This window comes from Psychrobacter sp. AOP7-C1-14, from assembly GCF_052376135.1.
Taxonomy (GTDB): Bacteria; Pseudomonadota; Gammaproteobacteria; order Pseudomonadales; family Moraxellaceae; genus Psychrobacter.
Genome location: NZ_JBQSVH010000014.1, coordinates 59029 through 76565 on the forward strand (window position 1 = coordinate 59029; position 17537 = coordinate 76565).

Sequence of the window (17537 nt, forward strand, 5' to 3'; positions counted from 1 at the left end):
AAAGCTGTTATATGATATAACGGCTTTTTTATTGTGTTGAATTTAATAATTAAGGAAACACTATATGAGTCATATGCCACTATCTTCTGCTATGCCTAAGTTGTATTTACTGACCAATGATGACGAGTTTGAGCTGCTGTATCGAAAGCTAGAGGCAGCCTTGTCAACAGGATTAATTGCGCTATTACAAATTCGGCGTAAGCAAGTTCTTAGTTTACCTGATGGAGCTTTGACGCTTTTTAAAGAAGCACAGAAAATCATTGAGTTGGCTAAAGTATACGATGTACCAGTTGTAGTGAATGATGATGTGAAATTAGCTGAAAAGCTTGGCGTTGGGGTGCATCTTGGTCAAACAGACGGCAGTATCGATAGTGCTCTACAGTCTCTTTTACCAAATCAAATAATTGGTCGTACTTGCCATGGTGATGTTGCGCTCGTCAAAGAAGCGAAAAATGACGGCGCAAGTTATGCTGCGATGGGTGCAGTGTTTACTTCTACGACTAAGCCAAATGCCAATATCATTTCGCGTCGGCAGTTTGTTGAAGGATGCCAGCAAGGCATACCAATGTGTATCATAGGCGGGATAACCGCAGAAAATGTCTTGGAGTTAGTAAATCTGCCCATTGCGCTTGTAGCAGTCGTCGGGGATATAATGGATTTGCCAGTAGCAGACATAGCTCAGCGCTGTCATAAGTGGCAGCAGGCATTTTCTAAATGGAAAATACCTACTTGAATTTTACTTCTTGAAACGTTTTTAGAGTGGCAATAATTTTATTATAGGAACTCAATGCTAGAGCGCTATTCAGCATGTTCCATACATAAAGTGGCGTAGGGTAGCGCTTCTAAGCGTTGCTCTTCGATTGGTTCACCGCAGACTTCACACTCGCCATAAGTACCATTTTTAACCCGACTCAATGCATTTTCGACATAGATTAAGCTTTGACGTGCCTCGCTCATCAAGTTTTTGCGCATGTCATTTTGACGATAGGATATGGCCTGATCTTCCCAATGTTCATTGAGTTCATCTTGTGGATTTTGAATGTGCTCTTCTATTTTATCTATTCGAGATTCATACTCATCTTTTAATTTTAATAGGTTCTGTTTAGCAGTGTCTAAATTGATGCTCATTATTTTCTCCTAATAGATTGTTTTTATTGTTAATGTTTCTATCATAAAGAGCTTGACTGCTGAGTACCACCACGAAATGTTACTGTTTATTGACTATGCCCAAAGCCAGAAACTGTAATTGCTGCAACCAAATAATGGTCTAAGAATATAGACTGAATATTCTAAACTTACTGAAATTTGTGTCAGGTTGTTTGTGAGACTGCGGTATAAAACTGGTAGAATACACCGCCGCTGAATTCTGCTCATTTAATCGGCCCATTAAAATAGTTTGATAAGTGCAAGAGTTGAGCGTTAAAAATATAAGAAAGCAGTGAGACTGATTATGACTATATAGCTTGGGTATAAGATAGCGTGACCATAAGGTGAGTGCGTAGGAGTGTTATCGGCAACAAAATTAACGAGCTTAGTACTGGCTCTGATTTGTATGAATCCAGCTATAGTGAACACATTAGTAACAACAGTAATCAGAAATTAACAGATATATCAATGCATAGGAGCAGGTAATGAATTTTTTGCGTATGAGTGAGTTGGACTTAACGGATAAGGTGGTATTAATCCGAGAAGATTTAAATGTACCTATTAAAGACGGTAAGGTCACGAGCGATGCGCGCTTGCAAGCAAGTCTTCCTACTATAAAAATGGCGCTCGAAAAAGGTGCTGCGGTGATTGTTTGCTCACATTTAGGCCGCCCAACAGAAGGCAACCCTGAAGCTATATATTCATTGGCACCAGTTGCCGATTATTTGACAGACAAGTTAGAATCGCAACTATCTACACCTGTACGTCTTAATAGTGATTACCTTACCCAAGGTGCCGATGTAAAATCTGGTGAAGTGGTTCTATTAGAAAATGTACGCTTTAATGATGGTGAAAAGAAAAATGATGCCTCTTTAGCAAAGCAATACGCTGATTTATGCGATGTGTTTGTGATGGATGCTTTTGGTACTGCGCATCGTGCGCAAGCATCAACAGAAGGTGTTACCCAAGCAATGCATCAAGCAGACAAAACTGTGTGTGCAGGGCCACTGTTAGCCGCTGAGCTTGATGCCTTGAGCCTAGCACTTGAAACACCAGCACAGCCAATGCTTGCCATCGTTGGTGGATCAAAAGTATCTACGAAATTAGAAGTGCTACACAGCTTGGCTGAAGTCTGCACACAAATTATTGTAGGTGGTGGTATTGCCAATACTTTCTTGGCAGCAAAAGGCCACAGTGTTGGCGCCTCATTGTACGAAGCAGATTTGTTAGAGACTGCGCGTGACATTATGACCAAGACTAAAATTTTATTGCCTGAATATGTTGTAGTCGCTGATAAAAATGACATTGATTTCGCTGATTTTACTGGCTCATTACAAAGAGCATCCGCAACGATTAAGTCTGTTGATGCTATTGGTGACAACGACATGATATTGGACATCGCGCCAGAAAGCGCAAAGCAGCTTGCTAACGCCATTATTAATGCAAAAACCATCTTGTGGAATGGTCCAGTTGGTGTATTCGAAGTCGATGCTTTCGGGCAAGGTACACAGATATTAGCCACTGCTGTAAGAGACAGTTATGGCTTTTCAATCGCGGGCGGCGGTGATACGTTAGCAGCTATTGATAAGTATCAAGTTGCTAACGGTGTAAGCTATATGTCAACAGGTGGCGGCGCGTTCTTAGAATTTGTCGAAGGCAAGGTACTTCCAGCGGTTGCTGCATTGCAAATAGATGCCTAATTACTTAACGATATTCTGTAGCTTGGTAACATTAGACGTACAACTAATCTTAAATAACTAGGGTAGTCTGTAAAAATAATATTTTGGCTATTGCTTGGCTTGTTTGTATTGACTCAAGTAAGAGCAATAATCATTGGTTATTATTAAGCAATATTTATTTGTTTATATACTGAAAATTATTATTGCATGTCCAACTCGCACTCTATAAAATAGTGCGACCATGTATTTTGACATGCATTATTTACGAGAGGTTTATTATGTTAAAACGTCATTTATTACTTGCTAGCGTACTTGCTGGTACTTTTGCAGTCACTGCATGCAGCCAACAAACAGAAGAAAACACTGAAGCTGCTGTTGAGTCTGCTGGCGATGATGCTGCTGCAAACGCCGATGCTGCTGCCGCTGAAACAGACGCTGCTGCTGCTGAAGCTGAAGCTGCTGCTCAAGACGCTGGTACTGAAGTTGCCGAAGGCGCTGACACTGCTGGTGCTGCTGCAACAGACGCTCTAGAAAACACTGGTGATGCTATTGCTGAAACTACTAACGATGCAGTTGAAAGCACTGCTTCAGCTGTTGCCGATGGTGCTGACGCTGTCGCTGAAGGCGCAAATGATGTTGCAGTTGATGCAGAGCAACAGTACTAAGCTACGTGATAACTAAGCATTATAATGACTGAATTATTGGGCTGCTATCAATTTATAGATAACCTCTAAGAATAGTCATTGCTTTATAAGCCTCAAAATATTAAAAAAGCCTTGGTAATCGCCAAGGCTTTTTTATTGTATGTCACCATAACCGTTCATAAAAACCGAACTGACATGAAGAGACTGTATAGGCTGACAAATAGTCGGTCAACCGCTACGAAGACAGAACAATTTTTGCTATAATCATCGCGTGGTAGTCATATCCGAAATTATGCAGACTTTTACTCATCTATGTACTGTCAGTATGGTCGAATATACAGTGGAATGATTGTTGCGAAATTGTTTTTAAAATACTATTCAAAATCTAATCAGAGAGCGTCTTATGGCCCTAATATCCCTACGTCAACTTCTAGATCATGCCGCTGAACACAGCTATGGTGTTCCTGCCTTTAACGTCAATAACTTAGAGCAAATGCGTGCAATCATGATGGCTGCGGATGCTTGTGATTCACCTGTTATCGTCCAAGCCAGTGCAGGTGCACGTAACTATGCAGGGTCAGCATTTTTGCGTCATTTGATTATCGCTGCAATCGAAGAATGGCCGCATATTCCAGTGGTAATGCATCAAGATCATGGTATGTCACCAGCTATCTGCCAACGCTCAATTCAATTAGGTTTTTCATCAGTGATGATGGATGGCTCATTGGGTGAAGATGGTAAAACGCCAATGGATTATGATTACAATGCTAGCGTCACGCGCGAAGTCGTCAAAATGGCACATGCTTGTGGCGTCTCTGTAGAGGGCGAAATCGGTTGCCTAGGTAGTCTTGAAACTGGTATGGCTGGTGAAGAAGACGGTTCTGGCGCTGAAGGTGTATTGGATCATGAGCAGCTTTTGACCAGTGCTGATGAAGCTGAGCAGTTTGTAAAAGATACCAATGTCGATGCGTTAGCAATTGCTATCGGTACTAGCCATGGTGCCTATAAGTTCACACGTCCACCGACAGGCGATATTTTGTCTATTGAGCGTGTAAAAGAGATTCATGCCCGTATTCCTAATACCCATCTTGTTATGCATGGCTCGTCATCAGTGCCACAAGAATGGTTAAAAGTGATTAATGAAAATGGCGGTGATATCGGCGAAACTTATGGTGTGCCAGTTGAGCAAATCGTAGAAGCGATCAAGCATGGTGTGCGTAAAGTGAATATCGATACGGATTTACGTTTGGCATCAACTGGCGCTATTCGCGAATTCCTTGCAAAGAATCCAAGCGAATTTGACCCACGTAAATATTTCAAAGCATCTATGGTAGCGATGTCAGATATCTGTACCAATCGTTTTGAAGCATTTGGCTCTGCAGGTCAAGCACATAAAATTCGCCCAACCAGTCTTGAAGGTATGGTGAAGTTTTACCAATAAGACTATGTCGTAGAAAGTAGCTGTTCATAACGAAGTGGCAGCTGATTTCATAATATCTTACAAAAGAGGTCATAAATAATGATTGGATTGATTTCCGGACAGGTGCAGTACTTGATGGCACCAACGGCTTGTATCATGACGACCTCTGGTGTGGGGTATGATATCGAACTGCCATTGCCGTCATTTTGCCAGTTACAGCTCAATGAACAGGCCAACATTTGGACACACTTCCATGTTCGCGAAGATGCCCAATTGCTCTATGGTTTTATCGACCGAAAAGAACGTGATGTTTTTCGCCAGTTAATTAAAATTAACGGTGTTGGGGCAAAAATGGCCTTAGCTATGCTATCTGCAATGTCTGCGGCTGAGCTAAAAATGCACGTCGAGCAAGAGTCGGAAACGGCATTGACTCGTATCCCAGGTATTGGTAAAAAGACGGCGCAACGTTTATTGATTGAGTTAAAAGATAAGCTAAAAAATATCGAGGTTGATAGTGGTACGTTTGAGTTGACGCCTCAAGAAACGACGATTTCTCACGAAGGTAGCATCATTGCCGAGGTGGAAGGCGCGTTGATTAGCTTAGGTTACAAAGAAAAAGAAGCTCAGCTAGCGATTAAAGCTGCCAAGAGTAAAGGGGATACTTTTTCTGATACTCAAGGTTTACTAAAAGCTACTTTGCAGCAGTTATCGGGCTTTTGATTGATATTAACTAGCCGTTTAGCGTTGATAACTACATAATGTATTAAATTAATAAGCGACATTAAATGTCGCTTATTTTCGTTTTGGTACTCGTTTAATAAGGTTTTGCATGACTTATGCACGGCGTTTGGTTATGCTATTTGTTAACTAATACTTTTAATGTAATGATAAATTCTATGACGCAAGATCGCTTGATTAATCCGCTAGAAGGCGCGAATGATGCTCCTGATGCCAATATCAGACCAGCTTTATTGGCTGAATATATTGGTCAGCCAGTCGTACGTGAGCAGATGGAAGTGTTCATCGGTGCAGCTCGTGGCCGTGACGAAGCGCTAGATCATACACTTATATTTGGCCCACCAGGTTTGGGGAAGACAACGCTTGCTAATATTATCGCTCGTGAAATGGGTGGTAATCTGCGCTCTACTTCAGGGCCTGTACTTGAGCGCCCAGGAGATTTGGCAGCTATGCTGACCAATCTAGAAGAGGGTGATGTGCTGTTTATTGATGAAATTCACCGTCTAAGCTCAGTTATTGAAGAGATACTTTATCCAGCAATGGAAGACTTTCAGTTGGATATTATGATTGGTGAAGGACCTGCTGCGCGTTCTATCAAGCTTGATTTACCGCCGTTTACTTTGGTGGCAGCAACGACTAGAGCAGGGCTACTGACGTCGCCGTTACGAGATCGTTTTGGTATTGTACAGCGCCTCGAGTTTTATAATATTACTGATCTAACGACGATTGTCAGTCGTGCAGCCCGTTTAATGCGTGTACCAATGAGTGAGGATGGCGCGGTAGAGATAGCGCGCCGTGCACGTGGTACACCACGGATTGCTAACCGCCTATTACGCCGTGTACGCGATTATGCCGAGGTAAAAGGTGACGGTAGCATCAATGGTGCGATTGCCGGTAGTGCGCTGGATATGTTGGCAGTGGATAGACGCGGACTCGATCACTTAGATAGACGTTATATTGAGATCTTGCATGAGCGTTTCGATGGTGGTCCTGCTGGTGTTGAAGCAGTGGCAGCAGCGATGGCTGAAGACCGGGGCACTCTTGAAGATGTAATTGAGCCGTATCTGATTCAACAAGGTTATGTGCTGCGTACTGCTCGTGGTCGCGTCCTTACCCAGATGGCAATTGATCAGATGTTACAATAATCAGTACTTAACATAAAAAATGCGTCTACTTTTCATGAAAAGTAGACGCATTTTTTGTTTGAGCCTAAAGTTGCGCGGCTTTTTCTGAGCTAAGCAAATAAAAGATAAAGCTGGTTTTTAAGCCAAGATACGCCAAACAACTACCAAGACAGCCAGTATATAAAATATAGGTGATAGCCAACCGATGACCTGCGTAGCAATTGCAATGAAAATAGCAAACCCTGCTAGTGCCAACCAATCGCGACGACGGTCGTTTAGTATGTCAGCGCGAATCTGCTGTATTTCACGTAGTTGACTGTCCTGACGAGATCCCTGTGAAGCAAGGCTTTGTAGTCCTTGATCTAATAGTTTGGGAATATCGGTGGTAGATAGAAGCATTTCAGGCAACTGCTGACGTAGTTGATGTAGATTGCGCATAGGATCTAATTGCTCTTTAATCCAACTGCTTAGGATTGGTTTGGCAAGTGACCAAATATCAAGATCAGGATATAGATCACGTCCGAGTCCTTCTACATGAACCAAAGTCTTTAGCAGAAGCATTAGCTGCGGTGGAATACTCATATGATGTCTACGTGCAATATCTAAAATTTGCATCAGCACACCAGCAAAGTCGATATCATCGATTGATTTTTGTAGCATAGGGCCGACGGTACGTTTCATATCACGCATCAAGGCATGCTTATCAGCGTTCGGCGGTATCCAACCTGCACGGCTGACGATATCAACGACAGCGGTAAAGTTGTTGTTCATTACGGCAAGTAACATCCGCGCCACGATGAGCTGATCGTCTTTTGACAAAGTGCCCATGATGGCGCAATCAAGCCCGATATAACGTGGCTCATGACCTAAATCAACTGCTGCCATACCTGCATGCAACGTTTGTACAGGTGGAGTCTCTACGAACACGTTGCCTGGATGCATATCAGCATGAAAGAAATTGTCACGGAAGACTTGGGTAAAGAAGATCGTTAAGCCTTTTTCTGCAAGCGCTGCACGGTCATAGCCTAACTGATCAAACATCTCAACTTGTGAGATAGGAACACCTTGAATACGCTCCATGACCATCACGTTTTTGGCAGCATCGTATACTTCAGGTACGTACATCAATGCTGAACCCAAGAAGTTATTACGCATCTGAGTAGTATTGTCAGCCTCAAGCGTTAAATCTAGCTCGTTTAGCATCACTTGCCGATAGTCTTCGACAATATCTATGATATGTATTGCGCGTGCCGCTTCAATGCGAGCAGATGCCCAACCTGCCAACTCTCGCAATAGCTCAAAATCAGAAACAATCACAGTACGAATATCAGGGCGAACTACTTTTACCACGACTTCACGCCCATCATGTAGGGCAGCAGTGTGAACTTGGGCGATAGAAGCGGCTGCTAGCGGTTTGATATCGAATCGTGCAAACAAGGTTTCAACAGGTTGACCAAGACCATGTTTAGGATGCTGAATTTGAGCGACAGCAATGTCAGCGTCAAAAGGCTTAACTTTATCCTGCAACTGAACCAATTGAGCAATAATCTCAGGCGGTACCAAGTCGCGACGCGTTGAGAGTAACTGGCCAAGCTTCAAAAACAGCGTACCCATGTCCTCAAGCGCATACTTAATCGCATTTGGTTGGTGCTTTTTGCCCCATGCTGCTGGATGTATGCGAATTAATCGCGCCAAAGGTTGCAGCTGCGGTGCTTCTTCGATAGAAAGATGGGTATCAAGGCGATACATTGCGGCGATACGCCAAAGCTCAAGTAGACGAGCGCGGTGCGATAATAGCATGAGATTAAATACTCTAAACAAAGACGAAAATAGGGTAGGCACTGAGCTTAATCGTAAATAGTGCTATCGGTCATAGCGCTTATTTATGATTGATGCAATGGACTACTGATGAAACGAGTTGTTAAGGAACTGCGCTTGCTCTTCTTTGATAGCAGCAAGTTTGGCTTCTTCTCGTTCTATGTCAGCACGCAATTTTAACAGCTGCTGTTTGAGATCATTGACTTCAGTAACCTCAGCAGGGTTAGGTGTGCTATTGCCGGCCACATCATTGGCCCAATCACTGACGTCATCAAAGGCACGCTTAGCACTATGACGCCAGCTACCTTTGAGCTGAGAGATAAGAAGATGTAACTGGCTAGCCATTGGTTTACCAATGAATGGTTCAAGCTGTCCAGCTACATCGGGATCAAACCCTGCAATCAGTTGTTTGAGCTGCATTAGCACTTTGTAATCACCAGTGATTGGCAGGTTACCTTCAGTGCCGCGCATCAGATTGAGCAGTTGAGCAGCATTATCTACGGTGATAGTACAATCTGGACGACTGTGACCAAAACGTGCGCGATCCATACTGGCTTTTTCGCGCTCGTTCATCTGGCCACTTGGTTCAAATACGCTCTCCGTCGAGACTGGCTCAAAGCGTAAACGCTCCTGAGTGAACAAGATGTCTAAATGAATCTCAGGCATTCCCATATTGAGACGTAACACCTTACCTGCAAGCGGCACTAAACCTGCTTTGGTAATCTCATCACTAGCAATGGCAATATTAATTAGCTTTTCGGCACCAGCTAATAAGAGGACAGTCAGCATAATGCTCCCGCATTGTTGAATGAGCGCCTTCGCATTAGCTGCATCGGCGCATAGTGGGTTCGTGTTAGGGTCAATACAATCTTACTAGTCGTACTTCATCGCTACGCTTTAAAGCCACGATGGACAGCCACAATGCCAGCTGTCAAGTTATGATAATCGCAGTTCTCAAACCCAGCTTGTTGCATCATTTGCTTGAGAGTCTGCTGATCAGGGTGCATACGAATTGATTCGGCCAAATATTGGTAACTTTCAGAGTCGTTTGCAATCAGCTTACCCATCACTGGCAATGCGGTAAATGAATACAAATCATAGGCTTTAGATAGTGGCTCAAATACTGGTTTTGAGAATTCCAAAATTAAGAGACGACCACCTGGCTTCAGGACACGATACATAGATTTTAGCGCAGCATCTTTGTCTGTGACATTACGCAAACCAAAGCTAATGGTTATTAAATCAAAGCTTTCGTCATCAAATGGGGCTAAAGTCTCAGCGTTTGCCAATACAAAATCAACATTATTGCAGCCAGCATTAATTAAGCGTTCACGGCCCACCTCTAACATCGCAGCATTGATATCAGACAGTACCACATGGCCATTTCTACCGACTTCACGGCTAAATACCTTGGCTAAGTCACCTGTACCGCCAGCGATATCGAGCACATGCTGACCAGCACGTACCCCTGATAAACTAATCGCATAGCGTTTCCATAGACGATGAATACCAAATGACATTAGGTCATTCATGATGTCGTATTTTTTGGCAACAGAGGTAAATACGTCAGCCACACGTGCTTGTTTTTCCGCTTTGTTGACGGTTTTATAGCCAAAATGCGTTTGCTCATTACCATCTGTTTCAGACGTATGCGGATTATTGATATCATCACGCTGATTGAACAAAGTTTGCTTGATGGTTTGTTCTGACGTGTTTTTGCGAGTCGTATTGTCGTTGTTTGGCATAGTAGTTTGTTGGCCTTGAGGCGTTCCAGTTGGTAGGTCTTGAACTTTAGTAAAGTCGCTATTGTTATCATCAACAGCGCTGTTACTCTTGCTCGGCATGACATTGGTAGTTTGATTGCGTAGTATCTGCGCGCTGACCTGCTGATTATGAGCAATACTGTCTTTTACCAGTTTGTCTTGCAGACGACCATTGGTCGTTGTGGCGTGATTAGAATGAGCGCTGCTATCTTTTAAATTATCAGTCATTATGTTGTCCTGGGATTTATTTTTATGATTGTCTTTATCGGAAGAAATCGTTAAATAGTAAGCGTTAACTGGCTATTTAGCATATTGAGCTTATGATACACCAAACGCTATCGGCTTACTGCCATTATCCGTATGAACCTGATCGATAATGGATAGTTCACGCTTACAGAATGGCTCGATAAAATCGCTGACGCTGCTCAGAGGCTTCATAGCCTTAAAGCCTGTATCAATAAAATCATAAAGCGGTTGATAGCCATGACGATAGGCTGTGTTTTTTGCTAGTGCAAAGGCTTTTTTGAGCATAAACGAATTTAGGTGTTTGTCTGTGCGATAACAGACGTCTTTTAAATTGGCAATCTGGACTCGACGCTCGTCTTCTTCATCAACAGTACGATAGGCGGCTAGCATATTCTCTTCGTTCACTGGTAAATCTTGAGCGAGTAGCCACTGGGCTAAATGCAGGTCTAGCTCAATGGCAAAAATTGCCGCTTGGATGCCCATACTACCAGCCTCTAAAGCTGACTCTCTAGCAAAACGTTCTAGTTTCTGCGCTTTTGGTAGAATACGAGCCAACTGATCGGCCAATAATTTGAACTCTTCGCCACCATATAATTGAGTAAGGAAGTAATCTGCCATCAGCTTGTTTTTGGGTTGTTCAAATAGCTCGCGGTGTGTCTGTTTGAGACGTGCTTGTTGCCATGATTGCACTTCTTTGAGCTTAGCATTTAATTCATCATCTTGGTGATGAGGCATCGCCCAAAAACGTGTCAAATGCTGCTGTAAATCAGCTAAAGCGGTCATGGCAGTGAATCCTGTAGAAGTAAATGATGTTATCAAATTTGGGTATGGTGGTTCAGCGTTATGAGGTTCTCAACAACGGTTTATCCTATACCCAAAATTGTGTTCACCTTAAAAGAAAACAATTAAGAATACAAATACCAATCTGTTACACAGCAATATTATTTACTCGATTGGCGCAGTGCTATGATTAAATGAGATAAAAATGAGCAATGAGATATAAATATTGAAATCTATCGCATAAGTCATTCAACGTAAAGCAGCCTAATAACAATAATAGCGAGTGTAATCATGTCTAAAAAAAATGATACTACTGAACCAAAAGCACCACAAGCGGTAAGTACACAATTTAGTGAGCAAGTTGTAGAGCAGCGTCTAAAGCCCAATCCTTTGAGTCAGTTTTCATTGGATGAGGATTCGCTTAGATTGGCATTGGTGACAGCTCAGTATGCTTTAAAAGCCACTCGCCAGCAAACGCCGCCGACCCTCAATAAACCAACAGGCCTGTTAGTGTTAGTTAATGGAATGGAGCAGGCGGGCAAAGGTACTGCTGTCAAACAGTTGAGACAATGGGTAGATCCAAGGCTGCTTAAAGTTGAGGCAACCATTGGTCATTCGCCATTAAACTATCAACCCATTTGGCAAGCACATACTGGCGCAATGCCGCGCCATGGTGATGTCATGGTGTATTTTGGAAACTGGTATGCTGATTTATTATACAATGTCATGCGACTAGCGACATCAGATAGTGAAAATCCTGAAGCGTTGTCAAATAACGAAGATCAAACAGATAACAGCTCGCTTCCTATCGCTCAGTGGCAAGACTATCTACAGCAGCAGTTAGATATACTAAAAGCGTTTGAAAAGGACCTCATTGCCAATCAGACCAGATTATTGAAATGCTGGTTTCATGTTGATATCGAAACGTTGCACAGTCGCTTAAAAGATAGTGAAGCAGATCCGCAATTTTTGTATCAAATTGACTGGAACGATAAGCAAGTTATCAAAAAATTTAACGAAGTAGCTGCAACGTTGCTGCGTCAGCAGGGTGACTGGGTCATCATTGATGGTGATAATAAGGTAGAGGCTGCTGATAACTTTTGCCATCTAGTATTAAACGCTATGCAAACCGCGCTGGCGAGTAGCCATACAGATATCAAGGATAATGAAACATTAGAAAACCATCCTCATCCCAAAGCGCAAGAATTTGAGTCAGATATTGAACAAAAACAGTTTGAACCTGTACCGATACCTAAGCAGCTGACATCTATCAAAAACAAGAAGATCAGTAAGTCTGACTATCGTGAGGCATTGGCAGAGAAGCAAGCACAGCTTGCTGAGTTGCTACGTGCACGCCAAGGTCGGCATATTGTGTTTGCCTTTGAAGGGATGGACGCTGCTGGAAAGGGTGGAGCAATCAAGAGGTTGGTTGCACCGCTAGATCCACGCGAGTATCAAATCTATAATATTAGCGCGCCGATGTTATATGAGACCCAACATCCTTACTTGTGGCGATTCTGGACACGATTACCTGACGAGCAAACGAACCGTATCAGCCGTATCGCCATTTTTGATCGTACTTGGTATGGACGCGTGCTGGTTGAACGTGTCGAAGGGTTTGCGTCTACTGATGAATGGCAGCGAGCATATGATGAAATCAATCGTTTTGAGGCGGACTTGGCAGCAGCAGGAACGTGGGTTATGAAATACTGGCTAGCGATTGATAAAAAAGAGCAGCTTAAACGGTTTGAAGATCGTCAAGACACACCGCATAAGCAGTTCAAACTGACAGATGATGATTGGCGCAATCGTGATAAATGGTCAGACTATGTGCAGTCTGCAGCAGATATGCTGGCACGTACAGATACAACGACAGCTCCATGGTGTGTTATCGCGACTAATGAAAAGCGTCAGGCGCGTCTAAACGTGCTAGATCATGCTATTGAGCAGTTGTCGGCATTTACTGAAAGCAAATAGCTGTTAGAAATGCCAGAAGTTTAAGTACTTTCATAGGTTTATATAACTGTATTTTCCAAATGTTTTCTAAATAGGTTTGCTTGAAACATATTCGAGTCCTCCTGTCTTTTATAGAGTGTGGTCTTGTCCGTATACACTCGCAGTTACAAATCTCGCAATATCATCATGCATTATGTGTTCATATTCAATATAATAGTGCGCACAATAGCTTCTGCTAAATAATAATTTTTATTTAGCAAACAACATGTCTTGGTTATTTAGTATAGATATCTTAATAATTATGACAAAAATTGTTACAATAGCTGTTGGTAATACAAATATCACTATGAAATATATGAGCCGCAAGATGCTGTAATCAGACGATTTAGCAATATCACTTGCGGCTTTATGACACATTGAGGGATGTATTACTTATTTTCGCTCTAGTCGGTTTAAGATCTGTTAGCAGTATGTTTTATATATGCTACTTCATGAGATACCGTAATAAGCACTGTGAGTAGCAGAGCAATATTATTAACCTCATATAATTTTAATCAGCTTACGCAGGACGTACTAACGTATGGGTATTAGCAGCAGTTCTACAGAGTCAGTCAAGCCAATTGGCTCTACGAGAATAAATCTATTTTTTGCCATTTTACTGATTGCGATGACTTCCTACTTTTTATGGTGGGGTTTAGATTACACCATGCGTCAGCAAACGACGCTATTCATTGTGGCGACTGCTTTTGGTGTCTTTATGGCATTCAATATCGGTGGGAATGATGTCGCCAACTCTTTTGGTACCTCGGTAGGTGCGGGCACTTTAACCATTCCTCAGGCATTGGGCATTGCTGCAATATTTGAAGTATCCGGTGCTGTGCTGGCAGGTGGCGAAGTTACTGACACGATCAGAAAAGGCATCGTTGACTTAGATGGTCTAACGGTGACACCCAACCAATTTATTTATGTCATGCTCTCCGCGTTGGTTGCAGCAGCATTTTGGTTATTGTTTGCCACCAAAAAAGGCTTACCGGTTTCGACAACGCATTCCATTATTGGCGGCGTCGTTGGTAGCTCTATCGTACTTGGTATCACATTGGGTGGTACTGATATGGCGTTATCAACAGTGAGTTGGGGAACGGTTGGAACGATTGCTATTTCTTGGGTGCTGTCACCGTTATTAGGTGGCGTGTTGTCTTATCTTTTATATGGACAAATCAAGAAAAATATCATCGAATACAATGATAAAACTGAAGCCTATATTGCGACACTAAAAGGCAATAAAAAAGTTTTAAAACAGAATCACAAAGAATTTTTAGATGGTCTGACAGAGTCTGAGCAGCTGGCTTATACGTCAGCGATGTTACGCGATCAAGAAATCTATAAAGATGATGACTGTGTTGTTGAAGATTTAGAAACGGATTACTATAAAAAGCTTTATGATATCGAGAATGAGCGCAGTAGCCTTGATACCTTAAAAGCCCTTAAGCAATGGGTTCCTCTCATTGCTGCCGCAGGTGGTGCGGTGATGACGGCTCTCGTCGTATTTAAAGGTCTAAAAAATGTTAATAGTGGCCTAACCACACTGCAGGGCTTTTTGATTATGGGAATGATAGCGGCGCTAGTATGGTTAGCGACCTATATCTATACCAAAAGTATCCGTGGTAAGCATAAAGAAGATTTGACCAAAGCGACATTTATTATGTTTAGCTGGATGCAGGTCTTTACCGCGTCAGCTTTTGCTTTCAGTCATGGCTCAAACGATATCGCCAATGCGGTTGGCCCTTTTGCCGCCATTATGGATGTGATTCGTACTAATAGTATCGCCACCGAAGCTGCAGTGCCACCTGCAGTCATGTTGACATTTGGTGTTGCACTGATCGTTGGCCTTTGGTTCATTGGTAAAGAAGTGATTCAAACGGTTGGTACTAATCTAGCAAAAATGCATCCAGCGTCAGGCTTTTCAGCTGAGCTGGCTGCTGCTGCGGTTGTAATGGGCGCATCGACTATGGGTCTGCCTGTTTCAAGTACGCATACGCTAGTAGGCGCAGTACTCGGTATCGGTATCGTCAACAGAGATACTAATTGGAAGCTTATGAAACCGATTGGTTTGGCGTGGGTTGTGACGTTGCCTGCAGCGGCTACCATGTCTGCTATCAGTTATATCGTATTGAGCAACGTTTTTTAATGCGTTGTTTTTACAAGTGAATGGCCATAACTGAGTTTTGATAACTAAGCTCAGCACAATAAAAAACGCTTATTGGTATAATGCCAATAAGCGTTTTTTCAAACTAATAGTTCGGTTTTTAGTCAGTACCAAACTGTTGGCGCTTCTTCGCAAAAAACCTATCCAGTCTATCCATCGCATTTTCTAAATCATGCAAGTTAGGTAAGAACACCAAGCGGAAATGGTCAGGTCTATCCCAGTTGAATCCTGTACCTTGGACCATCAATACGTTTTCTTCAACGAGTAAATCCATCATGAAGTCCATATCATCAGTGATAGGGTAAACTTCTGGATCCATTTTTGGAAAACAGTAAAACGCGCCTTGAGGCATAGTACAGGAAACACCTTTAATAGCATTGAGACGTGATACTGCCATTTCACGTTGCTTATATAAGCGACCTTTCTCAGAAGTTAGGTCTTGCATACTCTGATGCCCACCCATCGCTGTTTGAATAGCGTATTGTCCTTGCACATTGGAGCAAAGACGCATGGATGCTAGCATATCTAAACCTTCAATAAAGTCAGCTGCGTGCTGCTTACGGCCTGATACCATCATCCAGCCTGAGCGAAACCCTGCAATACGGTGTGACTTTGACAAGCCATTGTAAGTAAGTACTAATATATCGTCAGTTAGAGTGCTCATCGGTGTATGTACACTATCATCATACAGAATGCGGTCGTAAATCTCATCAGCCATAATGATCAAATCATGCTTTTTAGCGACTTCGATAATTTGCTTTAATAACTCATCACTATAAAGGGAGCCTGTCGGATTATTTGGATTAATAACCACGATGCCCTTTGTTTTGCTCGTAATTTTCGACTTGATGTCTTCAATATCAGGATGCCAGTTGTCTTCTTCGTTACAGCGATAGTGAACCGCTGTACCGCCAGCGAGGTTGGCCGCTGCCGTCCAAAGCGGGTAGTCTGGCATCGGAATTAGAACTTCATCGCCATCGTTCATCAGTGCCTGCATAGTCATGACAATAAGTTCAGAGACTCCATTGCCCAAATATACGTCACGCACATCAACAGCTGATAGCAAACCTTTAGATTGGTAATATTGCAAAATAGCTTTACGTGCTGAGAAAATCCCTTGCGAGTCTGAATAGCCAGTTGCCTCAGGTAGGTTCATAGAGACATCGCGCAAAATCTCATGAGGCGCTTCTAAGCCAAAGGGCGCTGGATTACCCACATTTAGTTTTAATATACGTTTGCCTTCTGCTTCCATTTTATTGGCAGTTTGTAGAAGAGGGCCACGAATGTCATAGCAAACGTTTTGTAATTTATCGGATTTTTTAATTGTGTTCATAGCATGACCGTTTATCGGATTGGTTATAGGGTTAGGTTGTGTATTTTGACTGTTATTAATGGTTGTCGTAGAAGAAGGTTTGACTGTTTCTACTTTCTGCCGCTCTTTGCACTCTGTAAAAGATGATAGAGCTTGTGTATCAATAGCCTCGTTTTTGAGGTCACCACGCAACAGATATCCTTCGCTACAGCCTAAAATACGTGCGAGCGTAGGCAACTTTGATGAGACGATACCATTGGTACCTCGCTCCCAGTTTGAGATAGCTCCGCGACTGACTTTTGCACCAGCGGCTGTCATAGCTTGTGCTAGCTGCTCTGCCGTAAATCCTTTGTCACGGCGTAACTGTACCAGTCGTTCCGCTTGCGTACTTTTATTATTGTCGTCAGACATCGTTGTTTGAGCCTTTATTAACCAGTAATTATTCGGTGAAGAAATAAACTATGCATTTTGTTTAAACCTTAATGCAAGATATTATTGCATTAATAGGTAGTTTGCAAATAATTTTACAATCAGACTTACTATGTATTGCAAGTATAACTTGCAATTGGTTCTGAGTTCATCCTTATTCTTTATCAAACTTTTTATATAGACCATAAGATGTAATAGATATTCAAATTACATCTCTACCCATTATTATCTAAAAATAATTTGCTATATTTAACATAGTTAATATTTTCAGCCGCG

At 42.4% G+C, this 17537-nt stretch carries 14 protein-coding genes; 8 read left to right on the forward strand and 6 right to left on the reverse strand.

Annotated features, from left to right (window positions below):
- Positions 1 to 64: 64 nt before the first annotated feature.
- Positions 65 to 733 (forward strand): thiamine phosphate synthase, encoded by a 669-nt coding sequence (locus ACT3QN_RS10055; RefSeq protein WP_444523178.1) that lies wholly within the window; start codon positions 65 to 67, stop codon positions 731 to 733.
- Between the two features lie 65 nt (positions 734 to 798).
- Here the strand turns inward: ACT3QN_RS10055 and ACT3QN_RS10060 are convergent, their stop codons facing one another.
- Positions 799 to 1128, reverse strand: a complete 330-nt coding sequence (locus ACT3QN_RS10060) for a TraR/DksA family transcriptional regulator (protein WP_444523179.1) — start codon at positions 1126 to 1128, stop codon at positions 799 to 801.
- Between the two features lie 503 nt (positions 1129 to 1631).
- Between ACT3QN_RS10060 and ACT3QN_RS10065 the strand changes: the two genes are divergently transcribed.
- The 5 genes from ACT3QN_RS10065 to ruvB all read left to right on the forward strand — a co-directional run bounded on the left by ACT3QN_RS10065 (position 1632) and on the right by ruvB (position 6772).
- Positions 1632 to 2846: a phosphoglycerate kinase gene (locus ACT3QN_RS10065; RefSeq protein WP_444523180.1), complete on the forward strand. Its 1215-nt coding sequence runs from the start codon at positions 1632 to 1634 to the stop codon at positions 2844 to 2846.
- A gap of 257 nt (positions 2847 to 3103) precedes the next feature.
- A complete protein-coding gene (locus tag ACT3QN_RS10070) occupies positions 3104 to 3490 on the forward strand; it encodes a hypothetical protein (RefSeq protein WP_444523181.1) in 387 nt (128 codons plus the stop codon).
- Between the two features lie 382 nt (positions 3491 to 3872).
- A complete protein-coding gene (fba, locus tag ACT3QN_RS10075; RefSeq protein WP_444523182.1) occupies positions 3873 to 4910 on the forward strand; it encodes a class II fructose-bisphosphate aldolase in 1038 nt (345 codons plus the stop codon).
- 78 nt (positions 4911 to 4988) lie between these two features.
- A complete protein-coding gene (ruvA, locus tag ACT3QN_RS10080) occupies positions 4989 to 5609 on the forward strand; it encodes a Holliday junction branch migration protein RuvA (RefSeq protein WP_444523183.1) in 621 nt (206 codons plus the stop codon).
- Positions 5610 to 5785: 176 nt separating this feature from the next.
- Positions 5786 to 6772 carry a Holliday junction branch migration DNA helicase RuvB gene (gene ruvB / locus ACT3QN_RS10085; RefSeq protein ID WP_444523184.1) on the forward strand — a complete coding sequence of 329 codons (987 nt, stop codon included), beginning with the start codon at positions 5786 to 5788 and terminating at the stop codon, positions 6770 to 6772.
- 117 nt (positions 6773 to 6889) lie between these two features.
- On the opposite strand, the gene ACT3QN_RS10090 is transcribed toward ruvB, so the two are convergent.
- From ACT3QN_RS10090 to ACT3QN_RS10105, 4 genes are all read right to left on the reverse strand, one after another.
- Positions 6890 to 8551, reverse strand: coding sequence for an ABC1 kinase family protein (locus ACT3QN_RS10090; RefSeq protein ID WP_444523185.1), 1662 nt, complete (start codon positions 8549 to 8551; stop codon positions 6890 to 6892).
- 102 nt (positions 8552 to 8653) lie between these two features.
- Entirely contained in the window at positions 8654 to 9358 is a 705-nt protein-coding gene (locus tag ACT3QN_RS10095) for a ubiquinone biosynthesis accessory factor UbiJ (protein WP_444523186.1), read from the reverse strand.
- 101 nt (positions 9359 to 9459) lie between these two features.
- The gene (gene ubiE / locus ACT3QN_RS10100; RefSeq protein WP_444523187.1) at positions 9460 to 10560 is read right to left on the reverse strand and encodes a bifunctional demethylmenaquinone methyltransferase/2-methoxy-6-polyprenyl-1,4-benzoquinol methylase UbiE; all 1101 of its coding nucleotides are present in this window, start codon (positions 10558 to 10560) and stop codon (positions 9460 to 9462) included.
- A 90-nt stretch (positions 10561 to 10650) separates the two neighbouring features.
- Entirely contained in the window at positions 10651 to 11361 is a 711-nt protein-coding gene (locus tag ACT3QN_RS10105) for an FFLEELY motif protein (RefSeq protein ID WP_444523188.1), read from the reverse strand.
- Between the two features lie 288 nt (positions 11362 to 11649).
- Between ACT3QN_RS10105 and ACT3QN_RS10110 the strand changes: the two genes are divergently transcribed.
- A complete protein-coding gene (locus tag ACT3QN_RS10110; RefSeq protein ID WP_444523189.1) occupies positions 11650 to 13335 on the forward strand; it encodes an ATPase in 1686 nt (561 codons plus the stop codon).
- 559 nt (positions 13336 to 13894) lie between these two features.
- Entirely contained in the window at positions 13895 to 15502 is a 1608-nt protein-coding gene (locus ACT3QN_RS10115) for an inorganic phosphate transporter (protein ID WP_444520633.1), read from the forward strand.
- A 118-nt stretch (positions 15503 to 15620) separates the two neighbouring features.
- Here the strand turns inward: ACT3QN_RS10115 and ACT3QN_RS10120 are convergent, their stop codons facing one another.
- Positions 15621 to 17204: an aminotransferase class I/II-fold pyridoxal phosphate-dependent enzyme gene (locus tag ACT3QN_RS10120; protein ID WP_444523196.1), complete on the reverse strand. Its 1584-nt coding sequence runs from the start codon at positions 17202 to 17204 to the stop codon at positions 15621 to 15623.
- Positions 17205 to 17537 lie beyond the last annotated feature (333 nt).